This window comes from Pseudoalteromonas sp. TAE79, assembly GCF_000498015.1.
Lineage (GTDB): Bacteria > Pseudomonadota > Gammaproteobacteria > Enterobacterales > Alteromonadaceae > Pseudoalteromonas.
The window spans coordinates 1-13,848 of sequence record NZ_AUTL01000121.1 but is presented as its reverse complement, the minus strand read 5'-3'; the positions used below and the strand labels follow the sequence as shown (position 1 = coordinate 13,848).

Genomic DNA, 13,848 nt, shown 5'->3' with positions numbered 1-13,848 from the left:
ATTTGTTCAATCTAGGGGCGATTAAATCGCGGCGCGAGGTTTGTAACCTAGTGGGCTAAGTAAAAACCGAGCAACAAAGAGTTTATCGCCCCTTGAAAGAACCCAAAGGGCAGCGCATGTTTGGTATTTATGCTACGTTATCGCCTATTCATGGGGAATAACCACACTACATAAGCTCCGCCTTGCCTAAAAACCAAACATACTGCTGCAAATTAACCCACCAAAGTTCAACACGCCCTTGCCAAATAATTTTGGATCACTATTTAACTACCTGAGTGAATTTACAGATCAGAGTTTAACTAACCTTTCATAAAACGGCATATTTGGGGTGATTTTGCTGTAAAAAGCGTTTACAACAACTTTAAAAGGCAGGTAAGTGACTGATTTTTGCTTTAATAGGCAAACTTAGCGAATTTATAAACCGATTTTTTACTAACTTCTCTGTGCTATAAAACAAAATTTTACTAACTGATAGGCTATAAACAGTGACTCAAACCGATTTTTTACCAACTCAAGTTACAAAAAATGCTATAAACCGAAATTTTACTAACTGAAGTTTTAGCTAAGTCCGATATTTAACTGTCACAGAAGTGTAAAGGGGGTTTACAGTTTGAATACTAAGGCGGTAAATACAAAAGCCACTTATTTGAAGTGGCTTTTATTTGAGCTATAAATTTATTACCCAGAGTTTATTTAGTGTGTTTATCAAACCACCATTGAATATAAGCTACTTTAGTCATTAAGTTTGATGGGCGAGCTGTAATACCATGCGATGCATTAGGAATGCGCACCATTGCAGTATCAACGCCTTGTAGTTTTAATGCCTGATAAAACTGCTCAGTTTCTGATATTGGTGTACGGTAGTCAGATTCGCCAGTGAGCAACATAGTAGGAGTTTTAACGTTTCCAACATAACTAATAGGCGAGCGCTTCATGTAATGCTCGATGTGATCCCACGGTTTACCCGGAAACCAGTAATCAGCAAAAAACGGGGAAAAATCGGCAGTTAGTACAAAGCTGATCCAATTAATAACAGGCTTAGCAACTACAGCCGCAGCAAAGCGATCGGTATGACCTACAATCCAAGCTGTTAGTACGCCACCGCCAGAGCCACCGGTTACAAACAATTTAGACTCGTCAATAAAGCCTTTCGCTATTAGCGCATCAACGCCAGTCATTAAGTCATCAAAATCGTTACTTGGATAATTATGATGAATAGTTTGTGCAAACTCTTTACCGTATGAATCACTACCACGTGGGTTCATGTATAAAACGACATTTCCTTTGGCTGCAAACAGCTGAATTTCAGCGCTAAAGTGTGGACCGTAATTAGCTACTGGACCGCCATGTATTTCTAGTATTAGCGGATATTTTTTGCTGCGGTCAAATTCTGGTGGGTAAGCAATCCATCCTTGAATAGGTAACTCATCGTGACTTGATTTAATCCAAATTTCTTCCACTTTAGCCAAAGCTTTGTCGCCCAATGCATCTGCATTAAGGGTAGTTAAACGCTGCGCGTTACCGCGTTTAATTGTTGCTATATCAGCAGGGCGCTGAGTATCGGCAAGGGTAAAGGCTACTTCGCCATCTTCGCTTACATCAAAGTCACCACCAGAATAAGGGCGACCAAAGGCAACACTGCCAATTTGAGTTGTTATTATTTTACGCTTGCCGCTGCGTGGTAGATAGGCGAGGGCGGTTTGACCTTTATCTGCATAGCTAAAGTATATGCCTTTGGAGTTTGCACTCCATTTTATTTGACCTACGCTACGATCAAAATTTGGCGTTAAGCTTGTTGTGTTACCTGTTTTTAAATCACGAATATAAAGCTGAGCGTTTTCGTAGTTAGTGCGTTTATCATCGTAACCTGTGTACGCTAAGTAACGACCATCGGGCGATACTTTAGGCTGCTCGTCAGGTCCGGTTCGGTCAGTAACTTTAGTTATATTTTGTGTGGCTAACTCGAGTTGATAGATTTCACTGTTTGTGGGTTTTAGCTGGTTGTTTGTGTGCCTGTTTGCAGAAAAATAAAGCGACTTACCATCGTTACTAAAACTTACATCGCCTGCGTTATCAAATTCATCATGAGTGAGTTGTTTGGCATTACCACCGTTAGCATCTATGGAAAATAATTGGCTAAAACCTTTTTGTGTGTAACCGCCACCATCTGAACGATAATAAACATCATCAATAAATTTAGCGGATTCTGCCCAGGTTGCGCCTTTTGGTTTGCCTGGTAAGCTCACTGGCGCTGAATTAGCGCTTGGAACAAACATGCTAAATATTAATTGGTTAGTATCAGGGCTCCATGTAATCGAACGTGGACTACTCGTTAAGTTACTAATTTTTGCCATAGCACCTGTTTTAAGCCATTTTATATATATTTGGCTGCTGCCATCGCGAGTTGATATAAACGCAAGGCGTTGACCATCAGGAGAGAGGACTGGCGAATAATCCATATGCACGCCAGAGGTTAGCGGTTGCATTTGTTTGGTTTTGTAATCAACAGACCAAATATTACCAACTTTGCGGTCGGTTTTTATATCCATGCGGTTACGCACAAAATAAACAGTTTTACCGTCTTCGGTTATATCTATTTGATTGGCATATTCTAAATTAAACACGTCTTGCAGTTGTAGTGTATTTGTTTCAGCGTAGGCTAAATTGCTACAACCTAAAACGAGGCTAAGTGTTAAAAGCTTTTTCATTTTTATCCCTGTTGTTACTTTTTTTAATTTTCTAAGTAGTTATATGTTAGGGATTATTAAATTAACAGTAGGATGCGATGAAGCTCTTATTTAACTCTATGAGTTAAAGCTGTAAAGGGGGTTTACAGCTTCTATTCGAGGTTGTATAAAAGTTTAGTTAGCTGAGTTGCACAGGGCTTTTATATCTTTTATAAGCACTATGCCATCAGCGTTGTCGCCATGTACACATAAGCTATGGGCGTTAAGCGTTAGTTTTTTTCCAGTTCGTGTTGTCACGCTACCATCGGATAAAAGCTGAGTTACTTGCTCTAGTAATGCAGCTTTGTTGTGAACACTGCCCTCAAGTGTTCGTGACACTAAATGCCCGTCGTCGGTGTACTGCCTGTCGGCAAATGCCTCGAGTATTAGATCAACCCCTGAGCTTTTAGCTATTTGAATGTGCTTATTGGCATTTTTAGTCGCTAAAACCATTAGTTTTAAATCTGTTGGGTAGTTGGCAATTGCATTTATAACGGTTTGTAATATTTTCTCATCAGCCATCATGTCGTTATAAAGTGCGCCGTGGGGTTTTACATAGCTAAGTGTTAAACCTTGTACTTTTGCCATGCCCTCAATAGCGGCTATTTGATAATGCAGGCAATTTGTAAGCTCTTTTTCGCTAAGTACCATTGAGCGCCTACCAAAGCCTTGCTTATCTGGGTAACTTGGGTGAGCACCAATTTGTACGTTATGTTGCTTGGCAAGTATAAGAGTGTTTGCCATTACGTTGGCATCACCTGCATGGAACCCACACGCAATATTAGCCATATCAATATGTGGCATAACGTCATCGTCTAGCCCCATTTTCCACGCGCCAAAGCTTTCGCCCAAATCACAATTGAGTTTCATATTAGTGCGCCTTTTGCGGTTTTATTGTGACAGGTAATACGCCGTTAGCCGGTGCTTCTCCTAGTAACACTTTTGCAAGTGCGGTAAAAGCAGGGCCAGATACAATATCGTTTTTATCTACATCAATATTATATGCGTAAGATGCAAGTACAGCATTTGCATAATTGCCAAATTTAGCAATGTCGTAAGGCGCTCTTAGGCTTATAAAAACAGTGCTTTTGTTTTCCTCTTTTGCCATATTTAATAATGACTCAAGTGCTTTTGGTTGCTCTGCATTATTAAGTGCAAAATTAGGATCGTCTTTTAAATCATCCATACCGCCAATTTCTACCGCACTTTGATTAGGCGTTGCATTGCCGGCTATAACTACATCAGCAGCGTGTATTTGTGTTTTAGCTTGTGCAGGGTTAAACCCTTGTAGGCTGCTACAGCTATAGTTTAGTTTTTGCTGGCTGATAGCTTCAATCGCTTGCTGCATTGCCATACATTTACGCGTGTCGGGCATAATAATATGAACATTACTTCCTGCTTTTAAATTAAGCGGCAAAGTACTGTTATTATTTTTAACCTGCGTTATTGCCTCTACAGCAAGCTGCGCTTCTATTTCGCGATGTGCTGCACTGCCGATTGTTTGCTTTGCATTTATGAGCGCGGTAATAGGGTCAAAATTAGTGCTTAATCTAAATTTATTTTTAAGCGTAATTATACGCATCGAAGATTGTGCTATTTCTTGCTCATCAAGTTGGTTTGATTTAACCGCTGCAACAAGCTCTTTAATAAGGTCATCGAGCTTGTTTAAATCATCCGGTGTTCTAATTTCAACGGGCATTAGGGCAATGTCAGCCCCAGCCGCAAACGTATTTATTACCGCTTGAGTTGGTGTGAAAAAGTTACTAATGCCAGCCATATCAAGCGCATCAGTTACTACAACACCTTGGTAATTAAGCTCACCACGTAAAATATCAGTAATGATTGCGCGCGACATTGTTGCCGGTTTTATCATCGTTTTGCCATTAACACTTATAAACGTTGTGCTATCGAGCGCTGGGTATTGAATATGCGCCGTCATTATCATGCCTGGGTTTTGCTTGGCGATAATGTGTTTAAAGGGTGCTAGGTCTTGCTCGTAAATAACTTCTTTTGCATGGTTTACTTTAGGCAAACCTGTATGGCTATCTACGTTTGTATCGCCGTGGCCCGGGAAGTGCTTTAACGAGGTAATAACACCGTTGTTCTCAAATCCTGCTACCTGTGCGGCGCCTAATTTACTCACTAATGCAGGGTTTTCACCAAACGAGCGTACATTAATAACAGGGTTATCGGGGTTCATGTTTACATCAACCGTGGGCGCGTAGTTTACATTGATACCTAGCGAGTTTAGCTCTTTAGCTATAACAGTTGCTGTTTTTGTCGCAAAGCTCGTACCGTGTTTTTTGTAGGTTGCGCCAATCGACATATTACCGGTAAATGATGTAGCAACATCGCGTGGTAACCGTGCTACACGTCCGCCTTCTTGATCTATTGATATAAATAGCGGCAGCTTACTACTGGATTTACTTGCAGCTGTTTGCAATTGGCTATTAAGCGTAATGGTTTGTTCTATTGATTGGGTATTTTCAGAAAATAAAATAACTCCACCAATATCGTATTTAGCAATAGCGGTAGCAAGCTCATTAGGTAACTCGGTCATTGGAGTTCGGCATTTATTACTTGCTCCTTGCTGACAGAAGTAGCGAAAGTCGAGTATTAACTTTTGCCCAAGTTGTTGTTCAAGAGAAAGCACGGGTTTAGCAAACGAGGATTGTAATGGCATTAAACACCCAGATAAAAAAATGATAGACGGTACAATACACTTATTTAGCAAAACACACTCCAAGGCTAAATAAAATAGATAAGTTTATGCAGCTTAACTACTTTTTAAAGTAACTGCAAAAGAAGGTTTTCTTTACAAAAACCATTAACGTATTGTAAAAATTGAAGAAAAATTATAGTTTTGAACTTAGTGAAAAGTTATATTTTTTCTGGCTTTATTGATATTAGGTAATAAATTTTTAATAGGGTGTAATTGCAGGCTTTATGCTCAATTATAGGTGCAAGTATTGAATGCCTAATACTTAGGATGGCATTCATTTTCGAAAGAATTATTAATAGCCTTAATCTTCGATTTCTTATTTTTTATTTAACGATTACAGCCTTTATTAGTACTTTAGTAAGTCGCTTTTATTCTACCTACCAAGCACAAAAGGAGCAGTTAAAAACTTACACTAAAAAATAATTATGCCTACGCTAATAAACTAGCATCAGCAACTTATACTCTTTAGAATCAGCAATGCAATAACCTGCCTATTCAACTAAAAATCATCTTGAAAAGACAATATTGTGGCGCATTTAGGTAGATAAGAATTTGTATTTTTTTACCTAATAAGAACAGCAAAGTGCGCAAAATAGCAGAGCGATTACGTCAAACCGTTGAGTCTATAAATACGTAAATTCCTATTGGCATTGCAACTTGGTCTGAGCATAGTAATGAAATAGACCAAGTTTACAAATGTGCTGACAAAGTACTTTACCATGTTAATAATATGGTAGTGATAAGTGCATTGTTGCTGATTAAAAGTGTGTTTCGATAGGTGAGTAATCAATTGCAACTTCTACATTGCTCACTGAGCTATAGTTGTTTAGATCTTTAGATAACCCTGCAATATCAACATCCTTTTCAACAAGTAATGTGTAATTGTGAGCTGTCGACTTAACTAACTCATAATTATTTTTTAACTCATCAGGCAAAGTATCGGTATTTAATGTAATGGTAAGAGTACCTGTTACTACACCTTTTTGCTTTAAGTTCTGATTATAAATAACGTCGCCTTTAAATAACTGCTCAGAGTTAAAAATAAGCTTATCACCAGATGAATTTATGCTTTTAGATGCTTTTTTCATAATACCTTGACTGCTTTCTTTTTTAGGGAAAATAGTGTCAGTTTTCTGGTTCTTAGATGGTTCTTTTATAATGATTTCTGCTGTTTTAGGTAGCGCCTGAGAGTTGTTAACCTCTGTTTTTTCACTGTTATTACATGCAGATAGTAATAAAGCTGCAATTATTGGCACTGAACTTGTAAAAATTATTTTTTGCATTCGTTTACCTTTGTTTACTTTTCTTTAAATTTAAAGCTATTCAGCCTTATTCAAGTCTGTATATTAACAACTTAACTAGGAGTTTACATAAAATAATCAATTTAAAAACATTAAGTGTTTAAACATAATAAATACAAATAGGTGGATACATGTCTCAATTTAAATTAACAACTATTGCCATGGTTGTAGCATCTACATTAGCAGCAGGTGAGCTAACGGCCGCTGAACAAACTCGATTTTATGATGTAAGTGCAACAAATGCAGTTACTCAGGGTACTTCTTTAGCTGCTGTTCAGCAGAAAACCTTAGCCGAACGCGCCACTGTCTCGGGTCAAAAATCAATTTACGATGCACAAATGGGTAAAGCAACGTTTTTATGGCAAGCAATAGGTCAGCGTAAGCCTGACATGGCTTTAATCGCTGCTGATAACCGTAACCAATATGCTGCTGACTTTTATATTGAAACTTTAACAGGTATTAGTAATCGTAAAGCAACAGCATCTTCTGCTGTTATGGTTGATTTATCAGAGCAAAAACGTGGCTCTATTAGTGCAAAATACAAGCAACAAGTAAACGGTGTTGAAGTTTTTAACCGCGAATACAACTTGTTAATGGATAAAGAGTACAACCTAGTAGCAAGCTCGGGGTATTTTGCTGATACGTCGTCATCTAAAAATAAACTTGCTGCATTAACGGGTTTTGTAAACTCTGAGCAAAGTATAAAAAAAGCATTTAGTGAATTAGCAAATATTGATGTCTCACTTCGTAAAATTGGTAATGAAGGTGGATATGCAAAATATGAAGCTAAATCATTAGATGATTCCAAAGTTGTTTTAGGTACACCACGTGCAAAAGAAGTGTTTTTTGAAGTTGCAGGCGAGCTTAAATCTGCTTACTACATTGAAGTAGAAGTAGCAGAAGTTGGCTCTTTAGAAAGTGACTACTTTAGTTATGTAGTAGATTCGAATAACAGCAAAGTATATTTTGCGAAAGATTTGAAATCTCATGCAGCTGACTTTAATTACCGTGTTTATGCTAACCAAGATGGCTACCCAATGGAAAGCCCGCACGGTGATGTAATTCCTGCAGATGGCCCAGGACAAGTAGACGAGACTGAGATTTTAGATGCGCCAATGGTATCTCTATCTTACTACAGCAAACTAAGCACAATGGACCCATGGTTAGCTGATGATGCAACGACAACATCAGGTAATAACGTATTTGCTTACGCCGATGTGATTGCACCTCAAGACTTTAGTGAAGGTGACTTTACCGCTGAAACAACTGCAGACTTCACATTTGACTACCCTTACCAAGTAGATGAAGTTGCAAATAGCTACGCAAACCGTAAAGCAGCTATTGTTAACTTGTTTTATATGAATAACTTTTTACATGATTTTTTCTATGATCATGGTTTTGATGAAACATCAAACGTAGCTCAAGTATCTAACTTTGGTCGTGGCGGCGTAGAAGGTGACCCGATTGAAGCACAGGCTCAAGATAACTCAGGTCGTAATAATGCAAATATGTCTACACCAGCTGATGGTGCTAGCCCACGTATGCAAATGTACTTGTACAACAGTAAAGATGCCACTGTTGGTGTAGATTTTGGTATTACAGTAACTTCACATGACTCTTTAGGCCTTTTAGCTTCAACAAAAGAATCTGGTTTTGGTAAATATCAGTTCAGTGACGTGGCTGCAGAAGTTGTTCGTTTAGATGATGGAAATACAGTAGATTCAACAAGTATTAATGATGGTTGTGAGCCTGCTATAAATGCTGCTGAACTAGCAGGGAAAATTGCAATTGTAGATCGTGGCTCATGTGCTTTTACGATTAAAGTAAAAAATGCACAAGATGCAGGTGCAATAGCAACTATCGTTGTTAATAATGACCCAGATACGGCAGAACCGGCACCAATGGGCGGTGAAGACGATACTGTAACCATTCCAAATATGGGTTTAAATTACGCTGATGGTCATGCAATGTATGACCTAATTGATGCTGGTGAAGTTGTTACTGTAGACATGTTTACTAAAGCAACATTAAAAGATGGTACGTTTGATAATGGTATTATTGCTCATGAATGGGGTCACTACATTAGTAACCGCTTAGTCGGTAATTCATCAGGCCTTATTAACTTCCAAGGCCGCGCAATGGGCGAAGGCTGGGGCGATTTCCACTCATTAATGTTTATCGCTAAAGAAAGCGATATAAATATTACAGGTAACGATAAGTTCCAAAAAGCATATGGTAGCGGCACATTTGTAGAAGACTTCTACTTCGGTATTCGTCGTCTTCCTTATTCAACTGATACAGATGTAAATGCATTGTCGTTCCGCCATATTACTGAAAATGCTGGTGCAGATATTGGTATATCACCAACAAGCGTGGCTTCTCCTCATGCTGCTGGCGAAATTTGGGCAACTGTATTATGGGAAAACTACGTAGCGCTTATCAACGAGCATGGCTTTAATGAAGCACAAACTCGAATGGCAGATTACTTAGTTGCAGGTTACAAATTAACACCTATAGCACCAACCTACACTGAAGCACGTGATGCTATTTTAGCTGCGGCCTATGCAGTAGACCCTGCTGATTACAAACTAATGGTGGGTGCATTTGCTAAACGTGGTATGGGTCTTGGCGCAGTATCGCCAGATCGTTTCAGTGAAGACCTTACTGGTGTAGTTGAATCGGATAAAACACAGCTTTCTAGCTATGCATTTGCAAGTGCTGACTTAAACAACATGTACAATGGTACAGAGCTTGGTTTTTGTACTAACGACAATATTTTAGATAAAGGCGAAACGAGTACGGTTAGCGTAACAATTACTAACCGTGGTAGTGAAGTACTTAGTGGTACAACAGCACAACTGACTGTTATAAGCGATCATGATGTAACATTTGAAAATGATGGTTTACTTACTTTTGGTGAAGTTCAACCGTACGAAGCAATAACTAGTAACGATATTAAAGTTACTTTGAACGAAGCGGGTACAGCTGAAACACTAGAAATTGAAGTCACATTCCCTGAAATTGAAACGGACGATGATATCGTTGAAGCACTTGATCAAACACTCACGTTTGAAGTAAATATGGGCTTTAAATCAGAAATGCCTGTTGGAGCTGTAGTTTCAGATGATATGGAAGTAGCAAGTTCATCACTATTAGATTTAAAAGAAAACGTAATGTTTGGTGGTGATTTAGCTGCTGGCACTCAAGTAATGGATAATAGTAGTAATATTGCATTCTTTGAACAAGGTGGCTTTGGGCTAGGCACACAAGCAATGCGCCTTGTAAATAATGGCTTCCAATCAGATGTAGCAGTAGAGAGTAAGTCATTCGAAGTCGGTTACTCTGGCGACTTTGAAATTTCATTCTGGCATTTCTATAGTATTGAGCAAAACTGGGATGGTGGTGTTGTAGAAGTTAGTGTTAATGGTGGTGACTGGGTTGATGCTACTGAAATTGGCGGCACATTTGATGTTGGCTATGACGCTGTTCTAACCGAAAACGATTCGCAAGAGCTTCAAGAGCGTGAAACCTTTACAGGTAATAACATTCAAGATAGCGGCACATATGGTAATTATGAAACCATCAACTTTGGTGATTCACTAAATGGTAACTTAGTAAAAGTACGCTTTAGAATTTCATCAGATGGCGCTGTAGCTGACTTAGGTTGGTGGATTGATAACCTAACTATGTCTAACGTGCTATCTCCTGTATTTTCAGAGCTTGTAGCGGGTGATTCACTGGCATGTGATAACGCAGCTCCACTTGTTTTAGTCGAAAGCGCGGCGGAAATCACTGAATCTGCTACAGGAACAATTACTGCAACAGCTACCGATCGTAATGGTCAAACACTAACTTATACTTGGACTCAAGTTAGTGGTAGTACTGCGACCCTTTCTGGTGCTGATACAGCAACTTTAAGCTTTACACCTGCAGCAATTACTGCAGACGAAGAGCTTGTATTTGAAGTTGCAGTGAGCGATGGAGTAACCACGGTTACTCAGCAAAGCACTGTAATGGTTAAGAACGAAGCTGCTGAAATAACACCTGTGACAGAAACCAAATCTAGTAGTGGTGGTAGCTTTGGCTTTATTGCTTTATTACTTACTCCATTAGTATGGTTTAACAGACGCCGTAAAACAGTTAGTAAATAAGTTTAAATAACATACCGTCTTTAAACACATGACGGTTTTAATGAAAGGCCAGTCGCTTTTGCTTCTGGCCTTTTTATGTACTTAGTTTGGTGTTTTTAGTCCTGACCTCATATTAACTTTTTGATGGCTATACACATTGATTTATTGGTTACATTGACTTTTTATACACCGTTAACAACCTATATATCAAAGTTTAATAAACAACCTCGGCGCCACTAAGTCATATTGAGTTTTACTGATTTGAGGATAAAAATGCAATGCTGGAATATATTATTTATCACTCCATAGCATAGCGCTTAGTCACAGAATCAAACAAACCATCTTAACTAAAAACACTTAAATGGGTATAATAATTAGCTTCGTATAATACGCGCTGAATATTGTGCTTTGGGATGCAAGCTTTGCTATATAAATTATTACCTGCTTTAAATTTAAGATTTCTTATATTGCTACTCGCATTCTCTGCAGCACTAAGCACATTGGTAGGGAGTTTTTACTCTAGCTATCAGGTTCAAAAAGAGCAGTTAACATCATATACACTAAAAAGTAATTTAGCCTATGCACAAAAACTAGCCTCTGCTACTGATAACTTTTTAAAGTCTGCGCTTCAGCAGCTTGAATACTCAGCTAAAATTATTGAACAATCACCAAATAATTCTCAACTACTAAACGATGAAGCTATTCGCTTAAATCAGCAAACTGATAGTTTTAACTCTGTTGTTATTAATTTACATGGCGTAGTTGCTGCTACGTCACCTCGTTTAGAAAGTATAATAGGCCAACAAATACAATCACCTGGTGCAATAGAGGCGTTAAAAGAAAAACGCCCATTAATTAGTGAGCCTTATTTATCAGCAGCTAATAATTTAATTGTTTTTATATCGCACCCGTTGTTTGATTTTGAAGGTAAGTATTTAGGTTATATTGGGGGCTCTCTTTATTTAAAAGAGAAAAATATTTTAAATGAGCTTTTAGAACAACATTTCTACAAAGGTGGCTCATACCTTTTTGTTGTTAGCTCAAATAAGCGCATTTTATATCATCCAGAACCGTCAAGAATAGGTAACGTTGTTACTAATAACCATGTAATTGACGCGGTTACAAATGGCGAAATGGGTACTTCAACCGTTATTAATAGCCTAAATAAACCAATGCTCGCAGGCTACGCACCCATTACTTTATCTAAATGGGGAATAGTGGCGCAAAGACCATTAAAATCAACGCTTTCCTCTCTTGATACATTAACTATTGAAGTGGTTAAACAAACAATACCAATGGCATTAGTCACGTTTATTTTTATTGGTTTATTTGCACACTTTATAGCAAGGCCACTAAAACGCTTAGCCGATAACGCAAATACACTCGACGATCCAAAAAGCTTAGAAAAACTTAAAAGTGTGAAGTCGTGGTATTTCGAAAGTCAAAAACTAAAATTAGCAATGTTGAGAGAAGTAACTTTATTACAAGCTAAAATTGGTGTGTTACGCCATGACTCACAAACAGATCCCTTAACAGATACGCATAACAGAAGAAGCTTAAACGGCTTACTTAACCAGCTTATGCTAAAGCAAACCCCGTTCGCTATATTAGAAATTGATATCGACTTTTTTAAACGTGTTAACGATACTTTTGGGCATGACAAAGGTGACGAAACTTTAGTTTCGCTAACAAATATAATTAAAAAACTATCAAGAAGAGACGACATAGTATCGAGAATCGGCGGTGAAGAGTTTGTCCTTGTGTTACCTAATGAAGACAGCCAAAGCGCTTTTAAAATTGCAGAGCGCTTACGTAAAACAGTAGAATCAACAGAGATGGACACTATTGGCAACATCACTATCTCTATAGGTATTGCAACTTGGCCTGAGCATAGTGCTGATATTGCCCAAGTATATAAATGTGCCGATAAAGCGCTATACCATGCAAAAGAGCATGGCCGTAACCAGTGCGTAGTGGCCGATATTAGCTAAGTGCAGCTTCGTTGAGTACTACCCAGTATTACCTTAAATTGATAAATACTTTACAGAGAATACATGAGTTTATTAAGCCAGCCATCTGCTTTTGATGGCTTATAAATCATTACAATATCCTCACTGTAGTGACTGTTAACCCCCTTTACAGTTAATTTTGCAACCCTAAATCGTCAATAACAAAATTTGGTAAATACGCTAATGCCAAAGCAGTTTTACTACCAAACTAACTTTTTAAAACCCGTTATATGTTGAAAAATCACGACTAATAAAACACAAAAATGCATTTTCATTAGTAAAACTAACGCAGCAACAAGGCTTGGTAATTCATAAAATACAAAGTAAACCAAGCTATGACTCGTTAAGCTTAGTGCCGCTTACTAGGGGGAAGTATAACGGGTAATTAGAGTGCGACAGCGCAATAAATACAACGCTTGCAAGTAAGCTAACGGCATGTTTTAAAAACGCCCCCAGCTATTTAGAAACCCAAGACTTTGCGATTAATTAATTGTAACTATTCACCAAGACAAATTATTTTCTAAGGATCTTTTTTAGCTATTGACTGATCCTGCCAGTATGCCAAGCTAGAGCTATTACCCTATCGCTCTAGCTTTAATGAATTTAAACAGCATAAATATCACTGAAATAGTTGAGCAAACTAAAACTCAGTTACAAGAAGATAAAACACTCTCGCCAGCGTTGAAGATGTCTATTGAACTCATTCTTGTTGTCGTTGTTATGCTAGCTAGTAAATTAGGACTTAATAGTCAAAATAGTAGCATTCCTCCATCAAAAGATATCAACCGAACAAAGCCAACAAGAGAGAAGTCAGAAAAATCAGCTGGCGGACAAAAAGGCCGAGTAGGTAAAACGCTGACTCAAACAGAAACACCTGATGAGGTACAAGTCATTTTAGTTGACCGAGATTTTTTACCTAAAGGTCACTATCGTGAGGTGGGTTTTCAAAAGCGACAAGTC

The 13,848-nt window shown here is 38.2% G+C and carries 7 protein-coding genes; 3 read left to right on the top strand and 4 right to left on the bottom strand.

Annotated elements, in window-relative coordinates:
• Positions 1-689: 689 nt before the first annotated feature.
• The 4 genes from L655_RS0107650 to L655_RS0107635 all read right to left on the bottom strand — a co-directional run bounded on the left by L655_RS0107650 (position 690) and on the right by L655_RS0107635 (position 6,731).
• A complete protein-coding gene (locus tag L655_RS0107650) occupies positions 690-2,708 on the bottom strand; it encodes a S9 family peptidase (RefSeq protein WP_024604654.1) in 2,019 nt (672 codons plus the stop codon).
• A 153-nt stretch (positions 2,709-2,861) separates the two neighbouring features.
• Entirely contained in the window at positions 2,862-3,596 is a 735-nt protein-coding gene (locus tag L655_RS0107645) for a 5-oxoprolinase subunit PxpA (protein WP_024604653.1), read from the bottom strand.
• A gap of 1 nt (position 3,597) precedes the next feature.
• On the bottom strand, positions 3,598-5,409 hold the full coding sequence (locus L655_RS0107640; RefSeq protein ID WP_024604652.1) for a glycoside hydrolase family 3 protein: 1,812 nt from the start codon (positions 5,407-5,409) through the stop codon (positions 3,598-3,600).
• A 797-nt stretch (positions 5,410-6,206) separates the two neighbouring features.
• Entirely contained in the window at positions 6,207-6,731 is a 525-nt protein-coding gene (locus L655_RS0107635; protein WP_024591569.1) for a hypothetical protein, read from the bottom strand.
• A gap of 149 nt (positions 6,732-6,880) precedes the next feature.
• Here L655_RS0107635 and L655_RS0107630 point away from each other — a divergent pair, with 149 nt between their 5' ends.
• From L655_RS0107630 to L655_RS0107615, 3 genes are all read left to right on the top strand, one after another.
• Positions 6,881-10,900, top strand: coding sequence for a rhombosortase-dependent M36 family metallopeptidase (locus tag L655_RS0107630; protein ID WP_024604651.1), 4,020 nt, complete (start codon positions 6,881-6,883; stop codon positions 10,898-10,900).
• A 392-nt stretch (positions 10,901-11,292) separates the two neighbouring features.
• Positions 11,293-12,870 carry a sensor domain-containing diguanylate cyclase gene (locus L655_RS0107625; RefSeq protein WP_050582194.1) on the top strand — a complete coding sequence of 526 codons (1,578 nt, stop codon included), beginning with the start codon at positions 11,293-11,295 and terminating at the stop codon, positions 12,868-12,870.
• Between the two features lie 615 nt (positions 12,871-13,485).
• Positions 13,486-13,848, top strand: a 363-nt coding sequence (locus tag L655_RS0107615) for a DUF6444 domain-containing protein (RefSeq protein ID WP_024604528.1), incomplete at its 3' end; no start/stop codon positions are given.

Bases quoted from the DNA above. Each gene is read 5' to 3' on its own strand.
- L655_RS0107625 (WP_050582194.1), top strand. From the start codon at position 11,293: ATGCAAGCTTTGCTATATAAATTATTACCTGCTTTAAATTTAAGATTT.
- L655_RS0107640 (WP_024604652.1), bottom strand. From the start codon at position 5,409: ATGCCATTACAATCCTCGTTTGCTAAACCCGTGCTTTCTCTTGAACAA.
- L655_RS0107630 (WP_024604651.1), top strand. From the start codon at position 6,881: ATGTCTCAATTTAAATTAACAACTATTGCCATGGTTGTAGCATCTACA.
- L655_RS0107635 (WP_024591569.1), bottom strand. From the start codon at position 6,731: ATGCAAAAAATAATTTTTACAAGTTCAGTGCCAATAATTGCAGCTTTA.
- L655_RS0107645 (WP_024604653.1), bottom strand. From the start codon at position 3,596: ATGAAACTCAATTGTGATTTGGGCGAAAGCTTTGGCGCGTGGAAAATG.
- L655_RS0107650 (WP_024604654.1), bottom strand. From the start codon at position 2,708: ATGAAAAAGCTTTTAACACTTAGCCTCGTTTTAGGTTGTAGCAATTTA.